General features: G+C 59.8%; 27 protein-coding genes. 12 read left to right on the top strand and 15 right to left on the bottom strand.

Annotation, left to right across the window (positions count from 1 at the left end):
• The first annotated feature begins 110 nt into the window (after positions 1 to 110).
• Complete coding sequence (nadC, locus tag DET50_RS07300) at positions 111 to 950, top strand: carboxylating nicotinate-nucleotide diphosphorylase (protein WP_113862216.1); 840 nt, start codon at positions 111 to 113, stop codon at positions 948 to 950.
• A 6-nt stretch (positions 951 to 956) separates the two neighbouring features.
• Here the strand turns inward: nadC and DET50_RS07295 are convergent, their stop codons facing one another.
• Genes DET50_RS07295 through DET50_RS07275 form a run of 5 tightly spaced genes read right to left on the bottom strand, consistent with a single transcriptional unit; the run spans position 957 to position 4,744 of the window.
• On the bottom strand, positions 957 to 1,292 hold the full coding sequence (locus tag DET50_RS07295; RefSeq protein ID WP_113862215.1) for a YqcC family protein: 336 nt from the start codon (positions 1,290 to 1,292) through the stop codon (positions 957 to 959).
• An 8-nt stretch (positions 1,293 to 1,300) separates the two neighbouring features.
• On the bottom strand, positions 1,301 to 2,098 hold the full coding sequence (locus tag DET50_RS07290) for a ParA family protein (RefSeq protein WP_113862214.1): 798 nt from the start codon (positions 2,096 to 2,098) through the stop codon (positions 1,301 to 1,303).
• Between the two features lie 55 nt (positions 2,099 to 2,153).
• Positions 2,154 to 2,852, bottom strand: coding sequence for a DnaA regulatory inactivator Hda (gene hda, locus DET50_RS07285; RefSeq protein ID WP_113862213.1), 699 nt, complete (start codon positions 2,850 to 2,852; stop codon positions 2,154 to 2,156).
• Positions 2,849 to 3,409 carry a CDP-alcohol phosphatidyltransferase family protein gene (locus DET50_RS07280; RefSeq protein WP_113862212.1) on the bottom strand — a complete coding sequence of 187 codons (561 nt, stop codon included), beginning with the start codon at positions 3,407 to 3,409 and terminating at the stop codon, positions 2,849 to 2,851. Before DET50_RS07280 ends, hda begins: the two co-directional genes overlap by 4 nt.
• Positions 3,410 to 3,430: 21 nt before the next feature.
• Complete coding sequence (locus tag DET50_RS07275; protein ID WP_258546074.1) at positions 3,431 to 4,744, bottom strand: DUF2066 domain-containing protein; 1,314 nt, start codon at positions 4,742 to 4,744, stop codon at positions 3,431 to 3,433.
• 133 nt (positions 4,745 to 4,877) lie between these two features.
• On the opposite strand from DET50_RS07275, the gene purM reads away from it, so the two are divergent.
• The 3 genes from purM (at position 4,878) to DET50_RS07260 (ending at position 7,427) form a co-directional block, all read left to right on the top strand.
• A complete protein-coding gene (gene purM / locus DET50_RS07270) occupies positions 4,878 to 5,942 on the top strand; it encodes a phosphoribosylformylglycinamidine cyclo-ligase (protein ID WP_113862210.1) in 1,065 nt (354 codons plus the stop codon).
• Complete coding sequence (purN, locus tag DET50_RS07265) at positions 5,939 to 6,601, top strand: phosphoribosylglycinamide formyltransferase (protein WP_113862209.1); 663 nt, start codon at positions 5,939 to 5,941, stop codon at positions 6,599 to 6,601. The genes purM and purN overlap by 4 nt, the downstream gene beginning before the upstream one ends.
• A 79-nt stretch (positions 6,602 to 6,680) precedes the next feature.
• On the top strand, positions 6,681 to 7,427 hold the full coding sequence (locus DET50_RS07260) for a DUF3108 domain-containing protein (protein ID WP_113862352.1): 747 nt from the start codon (positions 6,681 to 6,683) through the stop codon (positions 7,425 to 7,427).
• Here the strand turns inward: DET50_RS07260 and DET50_RS07255 are convergent.
• From DET50_RS07255 to apbC, 4 genes are all read right to left on the bottom strand, one after another.
• The gene (locus tag DET50_RS07255; RefSeq protein ID WP_113862208.1) at positions 7,424 to 8,701 is read right to left on the bottom strand and encodes a valine--pyruvate transaminase; all 1,278 of its coding nucleotides are present in this window, start codon (positions 8,699 to 8,701) and stop codon (positions 7,424 to 7,426) included. The two genes, DET50_RS07260 and DET50_RS07255, sit on opposite strands and share 4 nt — an antisense overlap.
• Positions 8,702 to 8,766: 65 nt before the next feature.
• Positions 8,767 to 9,366 carry a YjaG family protein gene (locus tag DET50_RS07250; RefSeq protein ID WP_113862207.1) on the bottom strand — a complete coding sequence of 200 codons (600 nt, stop codon included), beginning with the start codon at positions 9,364 to 9,366 and terminating at the stop codon, positions 8,767 to 8,769.
• Positions 9,363 to 9,929, bottom strand: coding sequence for a dCTP deaminase (dcd, locus tag DET50_RS07245; RefSeq protein WP_092002980.1), 567 nt, complete (start codon positions 9,927 to 9,929; stop codon positions 9,363 to 9,365). The genes DET50_RS07250 and dcd overlap by 4 nt, the downstream gene beginning before the upstream one ends.
• Positions 9,930 to 10,209: 280 nt before the next feature.
• Positions 10,210 to 11,310: an iron-sulfur cluster carrier protein ApbC gene (gene apbC, locus DET50_RS07240; protein ID WP_113862206.1), complete on the bottom strand. Its 1,101-nt coding sequence runs from the start codon at positions 11,308 to 11,310 to the stop codon at positions 10,210 to 10,212.
• Positions 11,311 to 11,500: 190 nt separating this feature from the next.
• On the opposite strand from apbC, the gene metG reads away from it, so the two are divergent.
• Genes metG through nth form a run of 8 tightly spaced genes read left to right on the top strand, consistent with a single transcriptional unit; the run spans position 11,501 to position 19,661 of the window.
• Positions 11,501 to 13,531, top strand: a complete 2,031-nt coding sequence (gene metG / locus DET50_RS07235; RefSeq protein ID WP_113862205.1) for a methionine--tRNA ligase — start codon at positions 11,501 to 11,503, stop codon at positions 13,529 to 13,531.
• Between the two features lie 25 nt (positions 13,532 to 13,556).
• Positions 13,557 to 14,138, top strand: a complete 582-nt coding sequence (gene rsxA / locus DET50_RS07230) for an electron transport complex subunit RsxA (RefSeq protein WP_113862204.1) — start codon at positions 13,557 to 13,559, stop codon at positions 14,136 to 14,138.
• A gap of 16 nt (positions 14,139 to 14,154) precedes the next feature.
• The gene (gene rsxB / locus DET50_RS07225) at positions 14,155 to 14,733 is read left to right on the top strand and encodes an electron transport complex subunit RsxB (RefSeq protein ID WP_113862203.1); all 579 of its coding nucleotides are present in this window, start codon (positions 14,155 to 14,157) and stop codon (positions 14,731 to 14,733) included.
• Positions 14,733 to 16,562: an electron transport complex subunit RsxC gene (gene rsxC / locus DET50_RS07220; RefSeq protein ID WP_113862202.1), complete on the top strand. Its 1,830-nt coding sequence runs from the start codon at positions 14,733 to 14,735 to the stop codon at positions 16,560 to 16,562. The genes rsxB and rsxC overlap by 1 nt, the downstream gene beginning before the upstream one ends.
• Positions 16,563 to 16,583: 21 nt before the next feature.
• Complete coding sequence (gene rsxD, locus DET50_RS07215; RefSeq protein ID WP_113862201.1) at positions 16,584 to 17,636, top strand: electron transport complex subunit RsxD; 1,053 nt, start codon at positions 16,584 to 16,586, stop codon at positions 17,634 to 17,636.
• 3 nt (positions 17,637 to 17,639) lie between these two features.
• Positions 17,640 to 18,275, top strand: coding sequence for an electron transport complex subunit RsxG (gene rsxG / locus DET50_RS07210; protein WP_113862200.1), 636 nt, complete (start codon positions 17,640 to 17,642; stop codon positions 18,273 to 18,275).
• 2 nt (positions 18,276 to 18,277) lie between these two features.
• Positions 18,278 to 18,994 carry an electron transport complex subunit E gene (locus DET50_RS07205; RefSeq protein WP_113862199.1) on the top strand — a complete coding sequence of 239 codons (717 nt, stop codon included), beginning with the start codon at positions 18,278 to 18,280 and terminating at the stop codon, positions 18,992 to 18,994.
• Between the two features lie 28 nt (positions 18,995 to 19,022).
• Positions 19,023 to 19,661, top strand: a complete 639-nt coding sequence (gene nth, locus DET50_RS07200; protein ID WP_113862198.1) for an endonuclease III — start codon at positions 19,023 to 19,025, stop codon at positions 19,659 to 19,661.
• A 79-nt stretch (positions 19,662 to 19,740) separates the two neighbouring features.
• Here nth and DET50_RS07195 read toward each other — a convergent pair whose 3' ends face one another.
• From DET50_RS07195 to surE, 6 genes are all read right to left on the bottom strand, one after another.
• Positions 19,741 to 20,316: a chalcone isomerase family protein gene (locus DET50_RS07195; protein WP_113862197.1), complete on the bottom strand. Its 576-nt coding sequence runs from the start codon at positions 20,314 to 20,316 to the stop codon at positions 19,741 to 19,743.
• Positions 20,317 to 20,516: 200 nt separating this feature from the next.
• Entirely contained in the window at positions 20,517 to 21,506 is a 990-nt protein-coding gene (gene rpoS / locus DET50_RS07190) for an RNA polymerase sigma factor RpoS (RefSeq protein ID WP_092003015.1), read from the bottom strand.
• A 207-nt stretch (positions 21,507 to 21,713) separates the two neighbouring features.
• Positions 21,714 to 22,511, bottom strand: a complete 798-nt coding sequence (locus tag DET50_RS07185; protein ID WP_181799945.1) for a peptidoglycan DD-metalloendopeptidase family protein — start codon at positions 22,509 to 22,511, stop codon at positions 21,714 to 21,716.
• Between the two features lie 205 nt (positions 22,512 to 22,716).
• Entirely contained in the window at positions 22,717 to 23,688 is a 972-nt protein-coding gene (locus DET50_RS07180) for a polyprenyl-phosphate transporter (RefSeq protein ID WP_473741714.1), read from the bottom strand.
• Positions 23,689 to 23,717: 29 nt separating this feature from the next.
• Positions 23,718 to 24,374, bottom strand: a complete 657-nt coding sequence (locus DET50_RS07175; RefSeq protein WP_113862196.1) for a protein-L-isoaspartate(D-aspartate) O-methyltransferase — start codon at positions 24,372 to 24,374, stop codon at positions 23,718 to 23,720.
• Positions 24,371 to 25,141: a 5'/3'-nucleotidase SurE gene (surE, locus tag DET50_RS07170; protein WP_113862195.1), complete on the bottom strand. Its 771-nt coding sequence runs from the start codon at positions 25,139 to 25,141 to the stop codon at positions 24,371 to 24,373. The genes DET50_RS07175 and surE overlap by 4 nt, the downstream gene beginning before the upstream one ends.
• Between the last annotated feature and the right edge of the window lie 3 nt (positions 25,142 to 25,144).

Genomic DNA, 25,144 nt, shown 5'->3' with positions numbered 1-25,144 from the left:
GAGCCATCCGCGGAGCAAACGTGACACCGCTCACATTTGGTGATTGCCAGACATGGCTTTAGAATCGTGCGCCAGTTTTCTTTTCCCATGACCAGACCGGACCCGACACCATGCTCCCTGCCGAACTCCTGCGCCAGTCCAGAATCGAATCCGTTGCCCAAAGCCTGCGGGAAGACATCGGTGATGGTGACATCACGGCCAGACTGATTCCAGCCGACAAACTCGCTACCGGCCGGGTGATTACCCGGGAAGCCGCCACCCTGGCTGGCCGGGAGTGGGTCGATGAGGTGTTCCGCCAGGTGGATCCTCAGGTGACCCTTTTGTGGCAGGCCAATGACGGTGACCGGGTCAGCCCGGATCAGATCCTGTTCACCATGGAAGGCGCCGCCCGCAGCCTGCTCACCGCCGAGCGCACGGCCCTGAACTGGCTTCAGACCCTGTCCGGAGTCGCGACCACCTGCACAGCCTATGCCGAGAAAGTCGCCCATACCGGGGTAAAACTCCTGGATACCCGTAAGACCCTGCCGGGCCTCCGGCTTGCGGAGAAATACGCAGTCACCTGTGGCGGCTGCCACAACCACCGCATCGGTCTGTGGGATGCGTTCCTGATCAAGGAAAACCACATTTCCGCCTGCGGTTCCATTGCCAAAGCCATCGAAGAAGCCCGCAGAATTGCCCCGGGCCGCCCGGTGGAAGTTGAAACAGAGAACCTGGACGAACTGGATCAGGCACTGGCGGCCGGCGCCGACATCATCATGCTCGATGAATTCTCGCTGGATGACATGCGTACCGGCGTGAAGGTCACTGCCGGCCGCGCCAGGCTCGAAGCTTCCGGCGGCATCAATGACGAGACTCTGGTACCCATTGCCGAGACCGGCGTGGACTACATCTCCATCGGCGCACTGACCAAGGATCTGAAGGCCGTGGATCTGTCCATGCGGCTGGACTGAGCCGGTTCACTTGCCGGACAGCAGCTTGTCCATCTTCTCCAGCTCCCTGACCAGTCCGTGGCCGGATTCCGGCCGGCCCCGGAAATGCTCCTCCGCCATGGGCGCAATCCCCGACACCTCGGGCAGAGGGTGATCATTCTCGATCAGGATTTTCATCCGTTCCACGAACACAAACTGGAGCCACTGGGTAAACTCCATGGTATCCAGGCAAAACGGCTTCTCACTCTGGAAGGCTTCCTCCGGGGGCGGCTCCCCCTCCCAGACTTCCAGTTGCCGAAGTTCGATCTCGATCTGCAGCAGGCAGTCCGCTACCCGGGAAACCTTTTTCTGTTCGTCAGTCATGCAAATACCTAGTCGGTCAGCGGCTCGAGCTCGACCGCTTCACCATGCAGGACCCGGAACAGGTCTTCATACTGGCGGGTCAGCGGGTGCTTCGGAGCCATGTGAATGAGTGGCTGCCGGCTCTGATGGGATTCCTTCATCTTGACCGAACTGGACAGCCGGACGGGCAGTACCGGCAGGCCTTCCTCGATCAGTTCCATGACCAGCTTTCTCGGCAGACTGGCCCTGGGCTGGAACTGGTTGGCGATAATGCCCTCCACCACCAGATCCTGGTTATGATCTTCCTGCAACTCCCGGATCTCGTTGAGGATGTTGTACAGCGCCTGGCGGGAGAAGTCGTCACAGTCAAACGGGATCAGGCAACGCTGGGCCGCAATCAGTGCCGAGCGGGTATAGAAGTTCAGCGCCGGGGCGGTATCGACATAGATGGCGTCGAAACTTTCGCCCAGTTTCTTCAGGGCTTCCCGCAGTTTGTAGATCTTGTGCTTGGCTTCAAGCTTGCGCTCCAGAAAGTCCAGCTCGGGGCTTGAAGGCATCACAAACAGGTTATCGAAGGGCGTGGCATGGACAAACTCGTCCGGGCGACGGTTGAACACGGTAAAGGCCACCGTTTGCTCCAGCAGGTCGGCCACCGTGTCCCGGAGTTCCGATGCCGGTTTGCCCAACAGATAATGGGTCGAATTGCCCTGGGGATCCAGGTCGACGACCAGGGTACGCTTGCCCCGGGCCGCACTGATGGCCGCCAGGTTACAGGTGATACTGGACTTGCCTACCCCGCCTTTCTGATTGAATACAACCCGTCTCATGTTGTTCCTCCGTCAACCCGTGATCGTTTTGCCATCCTTTGTACCATTGGTGCCTTCACCATCCCATGACCGTTTTGACGAAAGGAATGGTCAGCCGCCTCTGGGCCTGCAATGAATTCTCGTCCAGAACATCCAGCATGGCGAGCAGATCACCCAGGCGTCGGGGCGCCCTGCGCATGATGAAGCTGGCGACATCGTCGCTCATGACCAGGCCGCGCTGCTCGGCCCTGGCCTGCAGAATGGTCTGCCGGTCTTCGTCCCGGTAGATACCAAGCTGCAGGGTCAGTCCGTGGGTGAGCCGTGAAACCAGGTCCGGCAGCTGGAAGCCCAGGGAAGTCAGCACTTCAGAGATGCTGACCATCAACAGGCCGCCGCGATCGTGGATACGGTTGTAGAGATGGAATACCGCCTCTTCCCAGGCGGGATCACCGGCGATCCGGTCCAGGTCATCGAGACAGACCAGATCCTGGTTATCGAGGCCCGTCAGCGCCTCGGGCCCGAAGGGCTCAAGCTCCGCGATACTGATGCAGACGGCGGACCACCCGCGGGCCTCGGCATGATGACAGGCCGCCTGGAGCAGGTGGCTTTTCCCGGTATCCGAATCGCCACAGACCACCACCACCGGCACTCCGGCGGGCTGATCGCAGATTGCTTTCAGGCGCCGGGCGGCTTCGATGTTGCGATCGCCGTGGAAGTTGTCGAACCGGGCGTCGTCCCGCAACTTGACCCCGAGAACCAGCTGGGAAGCGCTCATGACTGCTTGGCCCTCCAGGCCCGTACACCCCAGACCAGCAGGTAATGCCCGCCACTGATCACGGCCGACGCCGTCACCAGCAGGATACCTGCATCCAGGACCCAAGGTTGCATGGGCAAATCGGCAAGCAGGAGAATGATGGAAAGCACCACCAGGATCTGGATCAGCGTATTGATCTTACCGAGCACGCTCGGCTCCATTTCGTAACGCCCGATGCTGTAATGATAGGCCAGCGCTCCGACAACAATCAGAAGGTCACGCCCCAGCACAACCAGGAACAGCCAGACCGGCAACACCGAAGTCAGCGTCAGCATCAGGTAGGCGGTGAGGAGCAGCGCTTTGTCCGCCAACGGATCCGCGATTGCACCAACGCGGGACCGCCAGTTGAAATGACGTGCCAGGAAACCGTCAAAACCATCAGAAACCGCGGCCACAAAGAAAATCAGCAACGCCAACCGATAGTTCTCCATTAACAGAGCGCCGGCAAAGGGAGCTATCAGAACAATGCGCAAAAACGTCAGCGCATTGGGTATCCATCGCCAGCGTTGCGATATCACAAGGCTCCCTCCGGTAACGCCTTACTCTTCTACACCATTTCCAATGGCTGGTGACGGCTGCCACCGGTAGTACAGCAACTGGTACAGTGACTCGAATGCCTGTTCCGCGCCCTCCGAGTCCAGTGGCAGGTCCCCGGAAACAGGCTCGGCATCTGCCGTCTGTCCACTGGCGGCATTGTCCATGGCCCCGGCACCACTCTCAACCCTGGTTTCCGGCGCCGCTTCGGCTTCAGAAGCGGAGTCCGCCTCCCCCTGAGTTTCCGGGCTCTCCGGCAGAGACTCAGAGCTCTCTGGCTCCGGCTCGGGCACAAAGGAACCGGCATCCAGGGGGATAAAACGGGGATCCAGCGCAACATATTCCTTGAGCTGATCCAGTTCGCCACTGAAGGTGACCCGCAGGGTCAGCTGATCGCCCTTGACCCGCGAGGCGCCCACCGCCTGAACCGGGGTGAACCCTTCAAGAATACCGGTGACCTTGCCGTAATCCTCGACGGACTGGATGCCCTGCACCACGATATCGACCTGGGGAAGATCACCGACTTCGCCGGCAGCTACCGCATAACGGCCGGCGTAGCGGTCTGCCCAACGGTCAATCACAGCCTGGGCAAGGGCACGCGGATTCGGTGCGGTGACCGATTCCTCGCCACCCTCCATGGCCATGCCGTCAAACACCCACCCGGCACGCCACTGGCCGCCACTCTGGCTAACCCGGACCAAGGCCATCACATCGTGGCTGGTGTCCGGGGCGGAGGAGCGAACACGGCCGACAAACTGGCCCCAGATCTCGGACAGTAACTCCCGGTCACCCCGGAGGTTCTCGGGAGGAAGCGCTATCGGCAGTCCCCGCTCGCTGGCCGCCTGCGCAAAGGCCGACTGCCACTGGTCAGGTTCGCCACCTTCCGTGATCAGGCGACGGGAACCCCGTTCCTCGACTGCGATCCAGGCCAGGGTCAGGGGCCGGTTAGCGCCCCATACCGGCGCATCGATGGAAGCCAGGGCACGGTTTACGCCAACCGCCCCGAACGACATCTGCAAGCGGTTGCCGCCGTCGTCTCCACGGAGAAACTGGTACGAAAGCAGCAGCGATTCCGCCTCGGCAAGCACCGACTGAACGCCGTCCCGTGCCAGCACGTCCCGGCTTCCGGAGACCCGCACCAGCACCCGGCGCAGCCCCTCGGCATAACCCTGCTGCAACTGCGCTGATGAGGAGCCGTCCACCGGTACCTCGACGGAATAGAGCCCGGAGACTGTTACTGCCTGAGCCGGCGCACCCAGAAAGGCTAAGCCCATTAACAAAACGGCCGCCCGCACGGCAGCCCTGGATACCCGCGCCAAGTATTGTCCTTTTACTGACATGAATCACCCTGGTGTTCGCATGGATGGCGCATAGGATACACCATGGCCTATACAGTGAGTAGCTGTTAAAATCCGCGGCCTGTCCCACTTTTGCCAATGGCCATAAATCACCATGAGCGAACAGAAGCCCTCCCTGACTTACCGCGACGCCGGCGTTGACATCGACGCGGGTAACGATCTCGTCAACCGGATCAAGGATACCGCCGCCCGCACCCGCCGGCCGGAAGTGCTTGGCGGCCTTGGCGGCTTCGGCGCCATGGTGGCGATCCCCGCCGGCTACAACGAACCGGTGCTGGTCTCCGGCACAGACGGCGTTGGCACCAAACTTCGCCTTGCCATGCAGCTCGAAAAGCATGACAGCATCGGCATTGACCTGGTGGCCATGTGCGTTAACGATCTGGTCGTTGGTGGCGCCGAGCCATTGTTCTTCCTGGATTATTACGCCACCGGCAAACTGAACGTTGAGGTGGCGGCCCAGGTTGTTTCGGGCATTGGCGAGGGCTGCGAGCAGGCCGGATGCGCCCTGGTGGGTGGCGAGACCGCCGAGATGCCGGGCATGTATGAAGGCGAAGATTACGATCTGGCAGGATTCTGTGTCGGCGTGGCAGAACGCAGCGAAATCATTGACGGCAGCCGTGTGCAGGCCGGCGATGTGCTGCTGGCACTGGGCTCCTCCGGTCCCCACTCCAACGGTTACTCCCTGATCCGCAAGATCCTGGAGGTGAGCAAGGCCGATCTCGACCAGCCCATGGGTGACACCACTCTGGCCAACGCTCTGATGGCTCCGACCCGGATCTACGTCAAGAACCTGCTGCAGCTGATTCGCGAGGTGGATGTCCGTGCGCTCTCCCACATTACCGGTGGCGGCCTGCCGGAGAATATCCCCAGGGTACTGCCAAACGGCAGCATTGCAGCGATTGATACCGAGAGCTGGGAGCTGCCTCCGGTTTTCCACTGGCTGAAAGATGCCGGCGGCGTTGCCATTGAGGAAATGTATCGCACCTTCAATTGCGGCATCGGTATGATTGTCTGTGTTCCGGCCAACCAGAAAGACCTGGCCCTGGATACCCTCAGTGCCATGGGTGAAAAGGCCTGGCAGGTGGGCGTTATCGAGAGCGCCGATGATGCACAAGCAGATGCGGTGGTTCGTTACGCGCCAGGGCTGCTGTCAGCATGAAGGCAGATCCGGCTCCACTGCCCAAAATCCTCGTACTCGTTTCCGGCAGCGGCACCAACCTGCAGGCGCTGATTGATGCCGGCCGGGAACGGGACTTTCCCGGCCAGATCACTGCCGTGGGCTCCAACCGCCCGGGGGCCTTTGCCCTCGAGCGGGCAGCCCAGGCCAACATCGAAACCTTTGTGGTCGATCACAAGGGTTTCGACAGCCGGGAAGAGTTTGATGCCGCACTGATGGCGGAGATTCGCCGCCACAACCCCGACCTCATCGTCTTGGCAGGCTTCATGCGGATCCTGACCACGGACTTCGTGCGCACCTTCCGGGGCAAGATGCTCAATATCCATCCGTCGCTCCTGCCCAAGTACACGGGGCTCAACACCCACCAACGCGCCATCGAAGCGGGTGATGACATCCACGGAGTGTCCGTGCACTTCGTCACCGAAGAACTGGATGGCGGCCCGGTGATCGCCCAGGCGGAAGTTCAGGTGGCCCCGGACGACACCCCGGAATCCCTGGCGGAGAAGGTGCAGGAGAAGGAACATATCCTGTATCCGATCGTGATTCGCTGGTTCTGCGAGGGTCGCATCCAACTGGGCAGTGACTACATCCTGTTCGACGGCGATATCCTCAAAGCCCCGATGCGGCTACCCGACAACTGAACAGATTGTCATCCTCACGCCGTCCGGGAGCGACTACACTGTCGCTGACTTTGACAGTTTGAAGGTTTGGCTCATGCGCATGTCAGGACTATTCAGAAGACACGGCACCCCCCCTGCACTCCGTCGGCTGGCCTTGCTGGCTCTGCTGCTCCTGCCTGTTGCCGCCCCGGCACAGGAACCGACTTCGGAGCTGATACCCTACAGGGCGAGCTATACCGCCGCCATGGACAAGGGCCTCGAGATCAACGGCGCCGCCGTGCGCAGCCTGACCCCCCAAGGCAACGGCATCTGGCTTTATCGTACCGATGTCGACTCCTTTATTGCCGACATCGATGAATCCCTGGTACTGAAATGGGAGAATGGTCAGGTTATCCCCTTGCGTTACCGCTACCACCTTTCCGGCGTTTTCATCAGAGACCGGAAACAGTCCATCGATTTCGACTGGGACAAGGGAATCGCCACCGGCAGCTATCGTGATAAAAGCTTTGAAATACCCCTGAAGGAAGGCGCCCTGGACCCGCTCGGTTTCCAGTTGCAGCTCCGCCAGGACATCAAGGCCGGCATGAGGGACATGAGCTACCAGGTGATCGACGGCGGTGACTACGATGAAGAAAAGTTTGCCGTTATCGACGAAGAGCGGGTATCCACCAATGGTGACACCATCACCCTGCTCAAGGCAGAGAAGGTCCGGGGCGAGAATGCCCGGCGCCAGACCCTGATGTGGTTCGATCCACGACAGAATTTTCTGCTGTCACGCCTGCTGCAGATTGAACCCGACGGCAGCCGCTATGAACTGCGCCTGCAAGACTTAGAGCTGGGCAATTAAGCCCTCTTTCCGGCCTCGGCCCACACCGTTTTCACTTCGTCCGCAATGATCCGGAGACCTTCAGCCACCCGCTCATCATCCTGGGAATAGGTCACCCGCAGGCATTCGTGGCGGTGGCGCCAGCCATCCTCCGGCAAGCCCGGGAAGAAGTAGTGGCCGGATACCACCAGCACACCCCTGCTCTTCAGTCGCTGATACAGCTCCAGACTGGAGATGGGCAGATCCGGGAACCATAACCACAGGAACATCGCACCTTCGGGTTTGTGGATATACCAGCGGCAGCTGTCCTCGCCCATGGCGTCCCGGAACGCGGCAACTGCCTTTTCCATCTTGGCCTTGTAGAAGGGGCAGACCACATCCCGGCTCAGGGACAGGATTTCCCCGGATCGCACCAGAGGTTCGGCCAGCATCGCACCGAAACTGCCAGTAGCCAGGTTCAGGATCGCATTGATGCCGGACAGGGCCTTGATGATCGGCTCCGCAGCGATGACGATGCCGGTTCGTGCCGCCGGCAGGCCGAGCTTCGACAGGCTGAGGCAGAGAATAATCTGCTCGTTCCAGGTCGGGTGTGCATCCACAAACAACAGGCTCGGGAACGGCGTGCCATAGGCCCCATCGACAATCAGGGGAATGTCGTGTTGCCTGGCCATGACTTCCAACCGGGCCAGTTCGCCGTCGGTGATGACGTTGCCGGTGGGGTTGGTCGGGCGTGACACGCAGATTGCCCCGGTCTCGCCGGTGACTTCCACTGCATCGAAGTCCACCCGGTACTTGAACTCGTGGGCATCGGTGAAGGAGATATCCGGCTGCACGGCCCGGAACAGTTCCGGCTCGATGCCGGCATCGGCATAACCGATATACTCCGGCGCCAGGGGCAGCAGGATGTGTTTGCGGTGGCCGTCGCCGTAATCGCCGCCAAACATGTTGAACAGCATGAAGAAGGCGGCCTGGCTGCCGTTGGTCAGGGCAATGTTTTCGGGCTTGAGCCCCCAGCCATACTCCCGGTTGAGCAGGCCCGCCAGCGAGGCAATAAACTGTTTCTCGCCCTGAGGCGGATCGTAGACGCCGACCAGACGCCGAACGTCGTCCTCGTTCCGGCTCATATCTCCGAGGATTTCCTGAACCCGCTGCTGGATTTCGGGGATATGACCCGGATTCCCCCCACCCATCATGATCATGTCATCCCCGGAGGCCATGGCGTTTCCCAGATCGTCCATCAGGGAGGTGATACCGGCATCGGCGGTGAATTTGCGACCAAAAGCAGAGAGTTTCATGGCTCTATCCAATCAGGGCTGACATACGGGTTTAACATCAAGTGTAGCGCGGACAGCAGGGTTGTTTAGCTGTCCAGGGCAATCCCGAGATTGCTGACACCGTCGTTGGCGGCTTGTGCCTTCAACTCGGCGATAAAAGACTCCTTGGGAACCCGCTGGCGTTTCAGTGCAAGCACCAGGTCCCGCTGGAACATCTTGTCTTCTTTCATCAGGGGGTGATGATCGAGCAGGCGAACCAGCTCATCTTCCGGCAGATCTTCGCCCTCGGACATCTCGATGAAGTTCATCACCGTTGCGGTGGCCAGCTGGGAGGCCTCGGTTGCCCGATGCTTGTTGGGATTCAGGCGGTTGAGCAGGGCCTGTTCCAGCAACTGGCAGAAATCGAACGCGGGGTAGACACCGTAGGCGTCGTGCTCGTCCACGTTGGGCGACAGGGTTTCGAGTTTGCTCAGCAACTGGGGAATGGCGGCTTCGCTGGCCTCTTTCTGGAGCATGTCCCAGGCCAGGTCCAGGAGCTGGCGCATCTTGGCGGCCGTTTTCAGGCCAACGGCGTCGGCAAACAGGGCATAGTTCGGGAACGAGCGTTCCGCGAGAGCCAGCAGGAAGGCGCATTCACGCCATCCCTGCAGTTGTGCTACGGCTTTGAGAAACTGGTTGGCGTTCATGTCCTGGGCAGGGTCACGCCGGTCTGGCCCAGGTATTTGCCGCCCCGGTCTTTGTAGCTGGTTTCACAGACTTCGTCGGATTCGAAAAAGAGCATCTGGGCAACGCCTTCGTTGGCGTAGATCTTGGCCGGCAGGTTGGTGGTGTTGGAAAATTCCAGGGTTACCTGACCTTCCCATTCCGGCTCCAGCGGGGTGACGTTGACGATGATGCCGCAGCGCGCGTAGGTGCTCTTGCCCAGGCAGATGGTGAGTACGTTGCGCGGGATGCGGAAGTACTCGACGGTGCGGGCCAGGGCGAAGGAGTTCGGTGGAATGATGCAGACGTCACCGGTGTAGTTGACGAAGCTGTTGTCGTCGAAGTTTTTGGGATCGACGGTGGCGCTGTGGACGTTGGTAAAGATTTTGAATTCGTTGCTGCAGCGGACGTCGTAACCGTAGCTGGAGGTTCCGTAGGAGATGACACGACCTTTTTCGGTTTCGCGAACCTGTCCGTGTTCGAACGGTTCGATCATGCCGTGTTGTTCGGACATCCGGCGGATCCACTTGTCGGATTTGATGCTCATTGGTGAAATCTCGTTTCCACTGGAAAAATTGAGGCGTAGTTTACCTGTTCGCCTGGAGTCTGTCGAAGAGTGTAGAGGTCATGCCTTGGGGCGCTGCGGCTTGGGGCTCCGGCCTGAAGATTTGGGGGCTGCGCCCATAGGGACAGCCTCCCAAAAACCGCTACGAGCACGTCCATGTGCGCTTGTTTCCGGCCATCCCTGGCCTCCAACATTTTTGGAAGGCTGCCCCTATGGCCGCGATCATGCCTCCAACTGGACCGCCGCACACATCAGGCAGTTATCAGTGTTCGGTTACGGAAACACTGGAGATCGAACCAGACAAGTTACGCTCTCGGGTAGACAACTCCGCCCCAACCCGGCGGGCAATATCACGATAACGGCGCGCCACTTCCGAATCCGGCTCGGCAATAACAGAGGGAGTGCCACCGTCGGTCTGCTCCCGGATGGTCATGTGCAGCGGCAACTGGCCCAGCAGCGTGGTGCCGTATTCCGCGGCGATGCGTTCGCCGCCGCCGTGGCCGAACAGGGGTTCTTCGTGGCCGCAGTTGCTGCAGATGTGGACGCTCATGTTTTCGATCACACCCAGCACCGGGATGTCGACTTTACGGAACATTTCGATGCCTTTCTTGCCGTCCAGCAGGGCAATGTCCTGGGGGGTGGTGACGATGACGGCGCCGGTGACCGGGACTTTCTGGGCCAGGGTGAGCTGGATGTCGCCGGTGCCCGGGGGCATGTCGATGATGAGGTAGTCGAGTTCGTTCCAGAGAGTTTGCTGGAGCAGTTGCATCACGGCGCCGCTGACCATGGGGCCGCGCCAGACCATGGGGGTTTTCTCGGTGACGACGAAGGCCATGGAGTTGGCTTGCAGGCCGTGGGCTTCCATGGGGACGAAATATTTGTTTTCGCGGGTATCCGGGCGTTTGCCTTCGGGGACGCCAAGCATCATGCCGATGCTTGGGCCGTAGATGTCGGCGTCGAGGATGCCGACTCTTGCGCCTTCGGCCTGGAGGGCGAGGGCCAGGTTGACGGCAGTAGTGGATTTGCCGACGCCGCCCTTGCCGGAGGCTACGGCGATGATGTTCTTGACGCCGGGGACCGACGGGATGTCTTTCTGGACTTTGTAGGAGTGGATCTTCTGGCCGACGTGGACGTCTGCGCTCTCAACGCCGTCGATGTTTTCCAGGGCGTTGGTGACGATCTGTTTGAGCGCTCCGGCAATGCCTTTGGACGGGTACGGCAGCTCGACCATGAGGGTGACTTTGCCGCTGTCGTCAGCGCTCAGATTTTTGACGGCGCCGAGTTCGTACAGGTCCTTTTCGAGATAGGGGTCCCGGTATTCGCGGACAGCGGCTTCGAGGGCCTGCTGGGAAATCTGGGTCATCGGGTTCTCCGGAATAAGCTCATGAACACGGAAACGGGCGTTTCAGGTGAAAAATTACTGCTTGGAAGGTATCATCTGTGCCCGTTTCTGACCATATGGGGTCTTTACCTGGAGCAATCAATTCAGGATCTGCACCAGGGCCCCGTTTTTGTCTTTCCAACCCTTACCAACAGAAGGTTCGGACATCACCATGACGCAAGCGAGCAAGCATCAGCGCGATATTCTGGTTACCAGCGCCCTGCCCTATGCCAACGGGCCGATCCACCTGGGTCACCTGCTGGAGTACATTCAGACCGATATCTGGGTGCGCTACCAGAACATGCGTGGCCACAACTGCTACTACGTTTGCGCCGACGATGCCCACGGCACCGCGATCATGCTGCGGGCCGAGCGGGAGGGGATTACTCCGGAGCAGCTGATCGACCGGATCAGCCATGAGCACCAGGAAGACTTTGCCGGCTTCCATATCCGCTTTAACAATTATTACTCCACCCACTCGGAGGAGAACCGTTACTTCTCCGAGTACATCTACCGTCAGCTGCAGGAAAACGGGCATATCGCCACCCGGAAGATCACCCAGTTCTTCGATCCGGAGAAGGAGATGTTTCTGGCCGACCGTTTCATCAAGGGCACCTGCCCGAAGTGCAAGGCGGAAGACCAGTACGGGGATAACTGTGAAGCCTGTGGTGCCACCTACACACCTGCCGAGCTGATCAATCCGCGCTCCGCGGTCTCCGGTGCCACGCCGGTGGAGAAGGAATCCGAGCACTATTTCTTCAAGCTGCCGGATTTCCACGATTTCCTGGCCAAGTGGACCCGCAGCGGCACCCTGCAGCCCCAGGTGGCGAACAAACTGGCCGAGTGGCTGGACGCCGGGCTGCAGGAATGGGATATCAGCCGTGATGCGCCCTACTTCGGTTTCGAGATTCCGGATGCGCCGGGCAAGTTCTTCTATGTCTGGCTGGACGCTCCCATCGGCTACCTGGCCAGCTTCAAGAATCTGTGCAACCGCGAAGGCATTGATTTCGAGCACTTCTGGAAGGCGGATTCCGAGGCTGAGGTCTATCACTTCATCGGCAAGGACATCATCAATTTCCACGCACTGTTCTGGCCGTCCATGCTGCACGATGCCGGTTTCCGGACACCGACCGCGGTCTGGGCCCACGGCTTTGTGACCGTCAATGGCAAGAAGATGTCCAAGTCCCGTGGCACCTTTATCATGGCGCGCACCTACCTGGATCATCTGAATCCGGAGTACCTGCGCTATTACTTTGCGGCCAAGCTCACCGGCAGCGTCGATGACATGGACCTGAACCTGGAGGATTTCGCGGCGCGGGTGAATTCGGATCTGGTGGGCAAGGTGGTGAACATCGCCAGCCGCAGCGCGGGCTTCATCACCAAGCGTTTTGACGGTCAGCTGGGCAAGGTGACCGAGCATGACAAGCTGAAGGAATTCATCGAGGCCGGCAAGGAGATCGAGGAGTTCTTCGAGGCCCGTGAATTCGGTCGTGCCATGCGCCGGGTCATGGAACTGGCGGATATCGCCAACCAGTACGTGAACGATGAGCAGCCATGGGTCATTGCCAAGCAGGAAGGCCAGGACGACAACCTGCAGGCCATCTGTACCAATGCCATCAACATGTTCCGTATCCTGATGACCTACCTGGCGCCGGTGCTGCCGAAAACCGCCGAGGCCTCTGAGGCGTTCCTGAATGCGAAACTGGACTGGAACAACCGTGCTGAACTGCTGGAGAACCACGGTATCAACAAGTTCAAGCCGCTGATGAACCGGGTGGACATGGCCCAGATCGAAAAGATGCTGGATGCCTCAAAAGAGGAACTGCCTGCAGCGACCGGTCAGCCAGAACCTGCTGCCAATCTTGAGCCGATTGGCGATGAGATAGAATTCGGTGATTTCGCGAAAGTGGACCTTCGGGTCGTTAAAATTGTCAAAGCCGAGCATGTTGAAGGTGCAGACAAGCTCCTTCGTCTGACTCTTGACGTAGGACATGGCGAACGCAACGTGTTTGCTGGTATCAAGTCTGCCTACAAGCCGGAAGATCTGGAAGGCCGCCTGACTGTAATGGTGGCCAACCTGAAACCGAGAAAAATGAAGTTCGGCATGTCCGAGGGCATGGTCCTGGCAGCCGGCCCGGGCGGGAAGGAAATTTTCATTCTTTCTCCGGATTCCGGCGCCACCCCGGGCATGCGGGTAATGTAAGGCAGCGCGAGGAAGAGCAGCTCCGATGACAGAGTATTTGCTGATACTGGTCAGTACCATACTGGTGAACAATTTTGTGCTGGTTCAGTTTCTGGGCCTGTGCCCGTTCATGGGCGTGTCCGGGAAACTGGAGACCGCCATGGGTATGTCCCTGGCCACCACGTTTGTGCTGACCCTGTCATCGGTATGCAGTTACCTGGCCTACACCTACCTGCTGGCACCGCTGGATCTGGCGTTCCTGAAGACCATCACCTTCATCCTGGTGATTGCGGTGGTGGTCCAGTTCACCGAAATGGTGGTTCGAAAGACCAGCCCGCTGCTCTACCGGGTTCTGGGCATTTTCCTGCCCCTGATCACCACCAACTGCGCTGTTCTCGGCGTGGCACTTCTTAACCTGAATAAAAACAACAACTTCGTTGAGTCTGTCCTGTACGGTTTCGGTGCAGCAGCCGGTTTCTCCATGGTGCTGGTGCTGTTTGCCGCCATGCGTGAGCGTATCGGGGTGGCCGATGTTCCGGTTGCCTTCCGGGGTGCCGCCATTGGTATGGTAACCGCAGGACTGATGTCACTGGCATTCCTGGGCTTTACCGGCCTGGTCACTGTCTGACGGAGCGATTGCTGTTATGTGGACAGGCATTCTGATTGCCGTTGCTGTGCTGTTGGCCCTGGCCGTGGTGTTTGGCGGCCTGCTGGGCTTTGCCTCCGAGCGGTTCAAGGTTGAGGGCAATCCGCTGGTCGACCAGATCGACGCCCTGTTGCCACAGACCCAGTGCGGCCAGTGTGGCTTCCCCGGTTGCCGCCCTTACGCCGAAGCCATCGCCCAGGGCGAAGCTATCAACAAGTGCCCTCCGGGCGGTGAGAGTACCATCAAGGCCCTCGCCGACCTGCTGGACGTCGAACCCCAGCCGCTGGATGCCGAGCACGGCGTCGAGCAGGCCAGGCGCGTGGCAGTTATCCGCGAGGATGAGTGCATCGGCTGCACCAAGTGCATCCAGGCCTGCCCAGTTGACGCGATCCTCGGCGCGGCGAAACACATGCACACCGTCATCGAAAGCGAATGCACCGGCTGTGATCTCTGTGTCGAACCCTGCCCGGTTGACTGCATCGACATGGTGACTATTGAACCGGATATCCGCACCTGGACGTGGACGCCACCGCGTTCCGGCATCATTGCCACCGACCGCCAGGGAGCCAGTGCCTGATGACTCAGTTGTGGGATTTCACCGGCGGCATCCATCCGGCCGAGAACAAGCAGCAATCCACCTCCCGACCGATCCGGACCGCGGGGTTACCGGAGCGGCTGGTGCTGCCGCTGCAACAACACATTGGTGACCCGGCAGAACCTCTCGTAAAGGTCGGCGAACGGGTGCTCAAGGGACAGAAGATCGCCGATGTCAGTGTTGGCATGGGTGTGCCTGTTCACGCCCCGACCTCCGGTGTGATCGAGAGCATCGCCGAATTGCCGGTCCCCCACCCCTCGGGGATGAATGACTGGTGCATCACCCTGAAACCGGATGGCGAGGACCAGTGGCGGGAACAGCACCCTGTGTCGGATTACCGCAGCCTGGACCGGGAGACGGTGCTGGGTATCATCCATGAGGCCGGCATTTCCGGCATGGGCGGCGCCGGTTTCCCCACCGATATCAAGCTGCGCCCGCCCAAGGACCGCAAGGTGGACACCCTGATTCTCAACGGTGCTGAGTGCGAGCCCTACATCACCGCCGATGACATGACCATGCGGGAAAAGGCGGGCGAAGTGGTTGCCGGCCTGAAGGTCATGGCCTGGATCCTGCGGCCGGAACGCTGCGTGATTGGCATCGAGGACAACAAGCCGCAGGCCATCGAGGCCATGCAAAAGGCCTGCGAAGGCACACAGATCGAGATTGCCGTCATCCCGACCAAGTACCCGTCCGGCGGCGAAAAACAACTGATCAGGGTCCTGACCGGCCAGGAAGTTCCAAGCGCCGGGATCCCGGCCGATATTGGCGTCATGTGCCAGAACATCGGTACCGCCGTTGCGGTCTCCCGGGCGGTCTTTGACGACAGCCCGCTGATTTCCCGGATCGTGACCATTACCGGTGAGGCCGTCCGTGAACCCGGCAATTTCGAGGTGCTGATCGGCACACCCATCGATTACCTGCTGGAGCAGGCGAACCTCGAATCGTCGAAGGTTAACCGCCTGGTGCTCGGGGGCCCCATGATGGGCTACACCCTGACCACCACCGCAGTCCCGGTGACCAAGACCACCAACTGCGTGATCGCCGCCACCGCGGCCGAATTACCGGCGCCACCACCGGAACAGCCCTGCATCCGCTGCGGCCAGTGTGCCGAAGTGTGCCCCATGGAGCTGCTGCCCCAGCAGCTGTTCTGGTATTCGAAATCCGGCGAATTCGAGAAGGCCGAACACCTGAACCTGTTCGATTGCATCGAATGCGGCGCCTGCTCTTACGTGTGCCCCAGCTCGATTCCCCTGGTGCAGTATTATCGCTACGCCAAGGGCGAGATCCGGGTCCAGCGGGCCGAGCAGATCAAGGCCGACCGTGCCCGGGAGCGTTTCGAGGCCCGGCAGGCCCGCCTGGAACGGGAGCAACAGGAGAAGGAGCAGCGGCGTAAGGAGCGTGCGAAAGCGGCTGCCGAAGCCCAGGCGAAAAAGCAGGCGGAGGCTGAAAAAGCCGCCGAGGCCGGTGAGGCGGTTGACGAACGTGCCGCCAAGGCCGCGCTGGTCCAGCAGGCACTGGAGCGCAAGAAGGCCAAAACCGCCAAAGCCAGTCCGGAAGCCAGTGCGCAGACAAACACCAGCGAGGAGAAACCCGACATCGAAGCGCTGGAAAAACAGCTGGAGCAGGCCAAATCCAAACTGGATAACATGCAGGGCATGCTGGATGACGCCAAGGCCCAGCAGGCGGACAATGTCGACAAGCTTGAGCGCGCGGTGGCCAAGAATCACGACCGCGTACAGCGTGCCGAACAGGCTCTGGCGGACGCCCGCAAGGCCCTGGCCGGCACCACCGAATCCCAGACATCCGATTAACCGAGCCCAGGCCCGATCTCCATGGCACTTGTTCAGCAGTCATCACCCCACGCCCACAACGCCCGACCGACGTCCCGGGTCATGCTCTGGGTCATCATCGCGGCATTACCCGGGCTGCTTGCCCAGACTGTATTCTTTGGCTGGGGCAACCTGATCAACGTGGTCTGGTGTATCGTCGTCGCGCTCGCCTCCGAGGCTGCGTTTCTGAAGCTCCGCGGCAAACCGGTGGCGTTTTTCCTGAAGGACAATACGGCAGCCGTTACCGGCCTGTTGCTGGGCCTCTCCCTGCCCCAGTTTGCACCCTGGTGGGTGTCCACCATTGCCGTGATCACTGCCATTATCATTGCCAAGCAACTCTATGGCGGCCTGGGTTCCAACCCCTTCAATCCTGCCATGGTGGGCTACGCCCTGGTGCTGATTTCTTTCCCGGTCGCCATGACCACCAACTGGGCCGAAGCGGCGATGTTATTCCAGGGCGCGCCGGGATTTGGTGAGACCCTGGCCCGGATTTTCTCTGGTTCCCAGACCGCCATTGACGGCTGGACCATGGCCACCCCCCTGGACGAATACAAACACAAGATCGGCTCCCACACGGCCGCCGAGGTTCTGAATCATCCAACGTTTGGCGAAGGCATCGCCAGGGGCTGGGAGTGGGTCAACGCTGCCTTCCTGGCCGGCGGTCTACTACTGGTATTCCTGCGCATTATCACCTGGCATATCCCGGCAGGCTTTCTCGGCGGGCTGGTTGTCATGAGCCTGGCCTTCGGTGCCAATCCCGACCAGTACGCGCCCCTGTCCCTGCACCTGCTGGCGGGTGGTACCATGCTGGGCGCCTTTTTCATCGCCACCGATCCGGTCTCGGCGGCAACCAGTCACCACGGCAAGCTGATCTACGGAGCCGGCATTGGCGTGCTGATCTACGTCATCCGTTCCTGGGGTAATTACCCGGATGCGGTGGCATTCGGCGTTCTGCTGATGAATTTCGCCGTGCCATTTATCGATTACTACACGCCACCGCGCGCCTATGGCCACCACAAGGCCCGCCGCGGTTTGCCTGGCAAGAATCAGGGGTAAGACATGGCTGCACTGGCACAATCCATTCGGCGCAGCGCCATCGGCCTGGGCCTCTTTGCCATCATCACCGGCGGGTCCATCGCCGTGACCCAGGCCCTCACTGCGGAGCGCATCCAGGAAGAAGCCGCGCGGGCAGAGGCCAAGGCCCTGTTTGAAATTATTCCGGAATCGCAGCATGACAACGACCTGCTGAACGATACCGTCCAGCTACCGGCCAGTGACCGCCTTGCTACCAAGGGCCCGGTGACCGTCTGGGTAGCCCGGAGAAACGGTGAACCTACGGGCTTCATCATGCCGGTGGTGGCCCCTGACGGGTACTCCGGCAACATCCGGTTACTGGTCGGCATCGATCTGCAGGGAACCGTGCTTGGGGTGCGCGTAGTGAGCCACAAGGAGACACCGGGCCTCGGTGACCGCATCGAGACCAAGAAGTCCGACTGGATCTACAGTTTCGAGGGGCGATCCCTCGATAACCCGGAACCGAGAAACTGGAACGTGAAGAAGAACGGTGGTGTGTTTGACCAGTTCACCGGAGCCACCATCACCCCCCGCGCCGTCGTCAAGGCGGTCCAGAAGTCTCTGATATACTTCCGCCAGCATCGGCGGGAAATCCTGAACCGACTTGAGGAGACGTCCTGATCATGGCAAGCAAGACCTCCGCAGAAATCATCCGTGACGGGCTGTGGAACAACAACCCGGCGCTGGTTCAGGTCCTGGGTTTGTGCCCCCTGCTGGCGGTAACCAGCACTGTGGTCAATGCCATTGGCCTTGGCCTGGCCACACTGATGGTACTCATGGGCTCGAACCTGGCGGTTTCGCTTATTCGCAACTTCGTGGGCGAGTCGGTGCGGTTACCCGCGTTTGTGATGATTATCGCCTCGTTCGTCACCTGTGCCGAGTTGCTGATGCAGGCCTACACCTACGAGCTTTACCAGATTCTGGGTATCTTCATTCCCCTGATCGTCACCAACTGCACGATCCTGGGTCGGGCAGACGCCTTTGCCTCCAAGAACAGCCCGGGGGCGGCGGTTCTTGATGGCACCATGATGGGACTGGGTTTTCTTGCGGTATTGATTGTTCTGGGGGGAATGCGGGAACTGATCGGCCAGGGCACCCTGTTTGCGGACATGAACCTGCTGTTGGGACCCATGGCCGCCGATTGGGTGGTCCGCCCGTTCGAAAACTATCCGGACATGCTGTTCATGGTGCTTCCTCCCGGCGCTTTTGTAGGCCTGGGACTGCTGATCGCCCTGAAGAACGGCATCGACAGTCAACTCGAGGCCAGGCGCAAGGCCGCAGCGCCGGAACCCGCAACCAGTGGCAGCAAGCGTGTCCGCGTCACTGGCAATGTTTCCTGAATCCACACCAGAGCAGTACTGCTGACGGATGAACAAGCAAAAACGTATCGAAATCTTTACCCGGCTGCGGGATGCCAACCCCAACCCGACCACGGAGCTGAACTACTCGTCGCCGTTCGAGTTGCTGATTGCCGTGATTCTCTCGGCTCAGGCTACGGACGTGGGCGTCAACAAGGCCACCGACAAGCTATTCCCGGTGGCCAACACCCCGGAGGCAATCCTGGCGCTGGGCGTGGACGGGCTCAAGGAATACATCAAGACCATTGGCCTGTTCAACAGCAAGGCCGAGAACGTCATCAAGACCTGCAGGATCCTGATCGAAAAGCATGGCGGCCGGGTCCCGGAGAAGCGTGAGGATCTCGAGGCCCTGCCCGGTGTCGGACGCAAGACCGCGAACGTGGTGCTCAACACCGCCTTCGGTCACATGGCCATGGCCGTGGATACCCATATTTTCCGGGTATCGAACCGCACAGGAATTGCACCGGGGAAAAACGTCCTGGAAGTGGAAAAGCGACTGTTGCGCCTGGTCCCGAAGGAATTCCTCCTGGATGCCCATCATTGGCTCATCCTCCACGGCCGTTACACCTGCACCGCCCGCAAGCCCAAATGTGGCGCCTGCATCATCGAGGATTTGTGCGAGTTCAAACAGAAGCGGGACTACCTCTGATCCCCCGCTCCGGAAACAGAAAAGCCGACGCTCCCTGGCGGGTACGCCGGCTTTTTAATGCCATTTCAGCGGCTGAGGATCAGCGCTGACCCAACATCCGCTCTTTCAGGTTTTCCTGGGCCGGCTTGTCGGACAGCCAGATTCCGAACAACGCCTTCTTGAACGCCAGATCACCCACGGTATCCCGAAGTTCGCCATTCTTCAGGACCCGAACGCCCTCTCCCGGCAGGTAAACCAGATCAAACACATCGCCTTCCTTGATCTCTTCCTGGAACACGGCCATGAACTGGTCAATGTCATCCTGAACCGGTGCCATGTTGCCATCGGTCGAGGCCTTGAAGCCCTCAAGTGTCGCTTCGGTCATACGTTCGCTGGTGATCATCCCCGAGATGATATGGAGGGTAATGGCCTGGGGTTCGTCGGCGTTGATCACCGCCTCGCCGTCACTGATACTCTCAGGAACGTACAGACCACCCACATACAGGTCCATGAACCACTTGGAACGGGTACCGGCGCCATTGAGCTTAAGCTCGGTGCCCATGGCCTGGTACGTTTCGGGAACATCGACGCCTTCAACGGTCAGGGCCGAGGCAGGGCCGGATAACATTGCTGTGAGGATCAGGGATGCAAATCCTGATGAGAGAGCCTTCTTCATAGTCCTTTCCTTTTCCATCGTTATTATTCAATGCGTTTTCATTCGTCACCGGAGCTCGACACCCTATCCTGCCCGGTCAACGCATTCTAACAACGACCCCGGGCAGCAGAGCGCCACCTGGTTCTCATTTGCGAGGCATGAAAACAGAAAAGCCGGCCAAGGTCATTGGCCAGCTTTTCGATTACTGACGTCGGTGGAGCTTACTGGAACAGCAGATTACCGGAGAGGCCTTCCTTTTCCAGGATTTCGCGAAGGCGACGAAGCGCCTCCACCTGGATCTGACGTACCCGCTCGCGGGTCAGCCCGATTTCCTGACCGACTTCCTCAAGGGTACTCACCGGATAGCCGCGCAGACCAAAGCGGCGGGAAAGCACCTCCTGCTGCTTGTCGCTGAGCTGGTCAATCCACTTCTCGAGGCAGGAACACATGTTGTTGTCCTGCAGCAAGTCCGCCGGATCCGAGGCGCCTTCGTCTGCGACAGTATCCAGCAGGGATTTCTCACCGCCAGCACCGATCGGGGTGTCCATGGAGGCAACCCGCTCATTGAGGCCCAGCAGGCGCTTCACGTCCGACGCGGGCTTATCAACCATCTGGGCGATTTCTTCCGCAGAAGGCTCATGATCCAGCTTCTGGGTCAGCTCCCGGGCCGCACGCAGGTACAGGTTGAGTTCCTTTACCACATGGATCGGCAGGCGGATCGTCCGGGTCTGGTTCATGATGGCCCGTTCAATAGTCTGACGGATCCACCAGGTGGCATAGGTGGAGAACCGGAAGCCGCGCTCCGGATCGAACTTCTCGACCGCACGGATCAGGCCCAGGTTACCCTCTTCGATCAGATCAAGCAGGGTAAGACCTCGATTGACGTACCGGCGGGCGATCTTGACTACCAGGCGCAAGTTGCTTTCAATCATGCGCTTCCGACCTGACTCCTCGCCTTTGCGGGCGAGACGGGCGAAGTAGACTTCCTCTTCCGGCGTCAGGAGGGGTGAAAAACCGATTTCGTTGAGATAAAGCTGGGTTGCGTCCAGCTGCTTCTGGCTGGTGAAGTACCGTCCCTGAGTGGAGATTTCCTCTTCATCGGCGCTGTCCGCCGACTCCTTTTCAACTTTGTCTTCTGCTAGCACCTGATCCTCGGAATCGTCCAGATCCTCGACACGATCAACAATGATGTCTTCTTGCTCTGCTGACATGTTTCTTGCCCCGCCTCTCAATAATCCTGTGGAAGGTCCGATACTTCTTCTTATCCCGGACTCTGCTTCATTCGTCTTCGTTTTATTCAGGACATTTGTTGTTTGGCCAAAATCAGGCCGGATCATTCTTGTTGTTTTGTCGTACGCGGTTTCTGTCAGTGCCGGGCTTCAGGTTTGCAACAGCGATCCTGGCTGCTTGCGTGAGGGCTAGCGGGGTGGCAGGTAATGGAGTGGATCGACGGGGTTGCCATTCTTCCGGATTTCAAAATGCAACATGGGTCGTTCCGCACCGCTGCTCCCGAGCTCTGCGATCACCTGTCCGGCGTTAACGTCCTCCCCTTCCTGCACCAGAATCTTCCGGTTGTGGGCGTAAGCACTCAAATAGTGCTCGTTGTGATTCACGATAATGAGGTTGCCGTAACCAAGCAACCCGTTACCGGCGTAGACCACATTTCCCCTGGCCGCCGCTTTCACAGCATCACCGGCTTTTCCGGCAATATCAATACCTTTATTGACTTTTCCGGATGTTGAATATCCTGCAATTACGGTGCCAGCGTGTGGCCAGCGCCAGCTGACACTGGCCACGGTCTGCGAACGTTTGTCCAGGGAGTCACCGGCTGCTGCCGGCCTGGTAACTTTCGGCCTGGGGGCCGATTCAGGTGTCGGCGTCGGAGGCGCAGCCCTGGACGGAGTCGCAGCAACCCTCTGTTTCTGACTATTCTGGCTCGAAGATGTGACAGTTCCGCGAAGGTCCAGACGAAGGACCTGGCCGGGCTTGATGGTCCAGGGAGGTCCGATGCCATTGGCGCTGCCGAGTTCCCGGTAATCGCGGCCATATTGCCAGGCAATCCGGTAGAGGGTTTCACCGGGCTGAACGACATGTCGTCCCCAGTACACGGGCGGGTTGTAGAGATCGTCCTGGTAGATTGCCGAAGTGTTGCAGGCCGTGAGCGCAACCACGCCCAGTGCGACCAGGAGCATTTTAAGGAAACGAGGCTGGGGCATGGCACCTGGGTGGAACCGCGGGAAGGCCGACCGGGCGGCATTGACGAGCCCACGCAAAAATCTCACAGGAATAAAATTGCCCCAGTTATGAAAAATCCGTCTAAAAATACCGAAGGATCAATCCAGATTCTAAAGTTTTTATAGTAACTCGCTAATTTATTGCATATTTCCAGAGGCAATCCAAGTTACGTGCCGGTCGTCTTTGTTACCTTGGGGAACACTGATTCTGTGCGTCAGGTAACACTTTTCGATTTCCGATCCATTCAATTGCCAGCACCAAAAGCAACCCGGCCAAAGCCATCAACAGCGCCATGGGCACCTGGGGATCCTGCCCGGCCAGCTGTTCAAAAGTCGCCGGAGCAATACTGACCTCGTTCAGGGGCACCTGCTCTCCCGAACTGTTGGTGCGCCAGCTGAGAACCTCCTTCCAGGGCCAGACCTTGTTCAGAGCCCCGATCATGAAACCGGTCAACAGCGCCAGCACCATGTCGTGAAAATGATGGAAGGCCCAGGTTATCAGCCGTGCGATCGACAGCAGCCCGACCAGGCACCCGGCCATAAACAACACCAGAACGCTCAGATCCGCCGCCTTGATGGCGGCCAGAACCGGCGCATACATACCGATAATCACCAGGATGAAACTCCCGGAAATCCCCGGCAGGATCATGGCGCAGATTGCCAGGGCGCCGGAACCGAAAAATGCCAGGGCTGACGGAGAGAGCTGCCCCCCGGACAGGGTGGTAATCCACCAGGCCACCGCAATGCCTGCAATCAACGGCACCAACAGGGACACACGGTATCGGCGCACCTGTCGGCCGACGTGCCAGACAGACGCCACGATCAGCCCGAAGAAAAAGCTCCAGATCAGAATCGGATAGTTGGCCAGGGCGAAGCTGATGGCCGAGGCCAGGGTGACTATGCTGGACAGGATGCCCGCAAGCAGGCAGACCAGAAACGTGCCGTCACAGGCCACCCAGAAGGCCCGGAACCGTCCCTTGATCAGGTCACGAAAAACAGCAACCGGGACGGCATTGATGGCTTCCAGCAGCCGGAAATAGATGCCGGTGATAAATGCAATGGTGCCACCCGACACGCCCGGAACGATATCGGCTGCGCCCATGGCCATGCCGCGCAGGAAAACGGCAGCGGGATGCTGGTTTCTCTGAACTTCAGGCACGGCTCCGTTCGATCCGTCGTTCGATTCGCTCACCGGATCACTCCCCCAAGCAGGGGCACGAAATGCACGGGCTCAAGCTCCCGCCGCTCAAAATGTTCGCCACGGCGTACCACTTCCACCAACACCTGTGTCTCCTCTCCGACCGGGGCGATCAACACCCCGTTGTCCGCCAGCTGGGCCAGCAATTCCTTCGGCACGTCGCCCGGTGCCGCAGTCACGATAATACCGTCAAACGGCCCCCGGTCCGGCCATCCCATGCCACCATCGGCGTGCTTGAGCAGGACATTGCGCACGCCCAGCTGCCGCAACCGGTCCCGCGCGCGATCCTGTAAAGGCTTGATTCGCTCCACGCTATACACTTCCTCGAACAGCTGCGACAGCACCGCTGTCTGGTAACCGGAACCGGTCCCCAGCTCCAGGATACGAGCCGGTCCGTGGTGATGCAGGATCTCGGTCATGCGGGCGACAATGTAGGGCTGGGAAAGGGTTTGCCCATAGCCGATGGGAAGCGAGGTGTCCTCGTAAGCCCGATGGGCCAGTGCCTCATCAAGGAAGATATGGCGGGGTACCTCACCGATGATCTCCAACACCCTGTCAGAGTCGATCCCGGATTCACGCAGCCGCTGGACCAGGCGCATCCGGGTACGTCGGGAGGTCATTCCAATTCCCTGGAGCTGTGCACTCATGAAGACTGCCCTCCGTCGAACGCCAGTTCCTCAACCCAATCCCGCAGCGGCACCAGTGCCTCGTGGCGGGTCATATCAATGTGAACCGGCGTGATCGAGACATAGCCCTCACGGACGGCATGGAAATCCGTTCCGGGACCGGCATCGCCGCCCTCTCCGGCGGCTCCGATCCAGTATCGCTGCTTGCCCCTCGGACAGGTCATGGGCACGGCGCCTTCGGCACGTTCCCGATGGCCGAGACGGGTGACACGAATACCCGCTAGCTGCTCCCAGGGCAGATCTGGCACGTTCACATTCAGGATCGATCGGGGACCAAGCTGGAGTGGACGGTCCTGCTCCAGCAGCATGCGCACAACCCGCGCGGCGGTCTCGTAATGGAAATGGCCGTCGTTCACCAGGGACACCGCAATCGCCGGCAGTCCCAGGTGACGTCCTTCGGTAGCGGCAGCCACCGTGCCGGAATAGATGATGTCATCGCCCAGATTGGCATGGGTGTTGATACCCGAAACCACCCGATCGAACGGTTCCTCGAACAGACCGTTCACCGCCAGGTGCACGCAGTCGGTAGGCGTGCCATCCACGGAATGGAAACCGTTCGGGTGTTCCTCAACGGTGAGCGGCCGGTTAAGGGTCAGTGCGTTACTGGCACCACTGTGGTCCCGGTCCGGGGCCACGACTTCAAGATCTCCCAGGCCCTGAAGCCCCTCATAGAGGGCAACAAGCCCCGGCGAATGCACACCATCATCATTCGATAACAGAATTCGCACAGT

The organism is Marinobacter pelagius, from assembly GCF_003315345.1.
Lineage (GTDB): Bacteria > Pseudomonadota > Gammaproteobacteria > Pseudomonadales > Oleiphilaceae > Marinobacter > Marinobacter pelagius_A.
This window is presented reverse-complemented; position numbering and strand designations above follow the sequence as displayed.

What these genes read in the sequence shown, in the direction of transcription:
- rsxG (WP_113862200.1), top strand. Translation starts at nt 17,640, where the DNA reads ATGGCTGCACTGGCACAATCCATTCGGCGCAGCGCCATCGGCCTGGGC.
- DET50_RS07250 (WP_113862207.1), bottom strand. Translation starts at nt 9,366, where the DNA reads ATGAACGCCAACCAGTTTCTCAAAGCCGTAGCACAACTGCAGGGATGG.
- rsxD (WP_113862201.1), top strand. Translation starts at nt 16,584, where the DNA reads ATGGCACTTGTTCAGCAGTCATCACCCCACGCCCACAACGCCCGACCG.
- DET50_RS07255 (WP_113862208.1), bottom strand. Translation starts at nt 8,701, where the DNA reads ATGAAACTCTCTGCTTTTGGTCGCAAATTCACCGCCGATGCCGGTATC.
- dcd (WP_092002980.1), bottom strand. Translation starts at nt 9,929, where the DNA reads ATGAGCATCAAATCCGACAAGTGGATCCGCCGGATGTCCGAACAACAC.
- DET50_RS07185 (WP_181799945.1), bottom strand. Translation starts at nt 22,511, where the DNA reads ATGCCCCAGCCTCGTTTCCTTAAAATGCTCCTGGTCGCACTGGGCGTG.
- DET50_RS07290 (WP_113862214.1), bottom strand. Translation starts at nt 2,098, where the DNA reads ATGAGACGGGTTGTATTCAATCAGAAAGGCGGGGTAGGCAAGTCCAGT.
- DET50_RS07260 (WP_113862352.1), top strand. Translation starts at nt 6,681, where the DNA reads ATGTCAGGACTATTCAGAAGACACGGCACCCCCCCTGCACTCCGTCGG.
- nth (WP_113862198.1), top strand. Translation starts at nt 19,023, where the DNA reads ATGAACAAGCAAAAACGTATCGAAATCTTTACCCGGCTGCGGGATGCC.
- purM (WP_113862210.1), top strand. Translation starts at nt 4,878, where the DNA reads ATGAGCGAACAGAAGCCCTCCCTGACTTACCGCGACGCCGGCGTTGAC.
- rsxC (WP_113862202.1), top strand. Translation starts at nt 14,733, where the DNA reads ATGACTCAGTTGTGGGATTTCACCGGCGGCATCCATCCGGCCGAGAAC.
- DET50_RS07195 (WP_113862197.1), bottom strand. Translation starts at nt 20,316, where the DNA reads ATGAAGAAGGCTCTCTCATCAGGATTTGCATCCCTGATCCTCACAGCA.
- purN (WP_113862209.1), top strand. Translation starts at nt 5,939, where the DNA reads ATGAAGGCAGATCCGGCTCCACTGCCCAAAATCCTCGTACTCGTTTCC.
- DET50_RS07205 (WP_113862199.1), top strand. Translation starts at nt 18,278, where the DNA reads ATGGCAAGCAAGACCTCCGCAGAAATCATCCGTGACGGGCTGTGGAAC.
- nadC (WP_113862216.1), top strand. Translation starts at nt 111, where the DNA reads ATGCTCCCTGCCGAACTCCTGCGCCAGTCCAGAATCGAATCCGTTGCC.
- rsxA (WP_113862204.1), top strand. Translation starts at nt 13,557, where the DNA reads ATGACAGAGTATTTGCTGATACTGGTCAGTACCATACTGGTGAACAAT.
- rsxB (WP_113862203.1), top strand. Translation starts at nt 14,155, where the DNA reads ATGTGGACAGGCATTCTGATTGCCGTTGCTGTGCTGTTGGCCCTGGCC.
- apbC (WP_113862206.1), bottom strand. Translation starts at nt 11,310, where the DNA reads ATGACCCAGATTTCCCAGCAGGCCCTCGAAGCCGCTGTCCGCGAATAC.
- metG (WP_113862205.1), top strand. Translation starts at nt 11,501, where the DNA reads ATGACGCAAGCGAGCAAGCATCAGCGCGATATTCTGGTTACCAGCGCC.
- hda (WP_113862213.1), bottom strand. Translation starts at nt 2,852, where the DNA reads ATGAGCGCTTCCCAGCTGGTTCTCGGGGTCAAGTTGCGGGACGACGCC.
- rpoS (WP_092003015.1), bottom strand. Translation starts at nt 21,506, where the DNA reads ATGTCAGCAGAGCAAGAAGACATCATTGTTGATCGTGTCGAGGATCTG.
- DET50_RS07295 (WP_113862215.1), bottom strand. Translation starts at nt 1,292, where the DNA reads ATGACTGACGAACAGAAAAAGGTTTCCCGGGTAGCGGACTGCCTGCTG.
- DET50_RS07175 (WP_113862196.1), bottom strand. Translation starts at nt 24,374, where the DNA reads ATGAGTGCACAGCTCCAGGGAATTGGAATGACCTCCCGACGTACCCGG.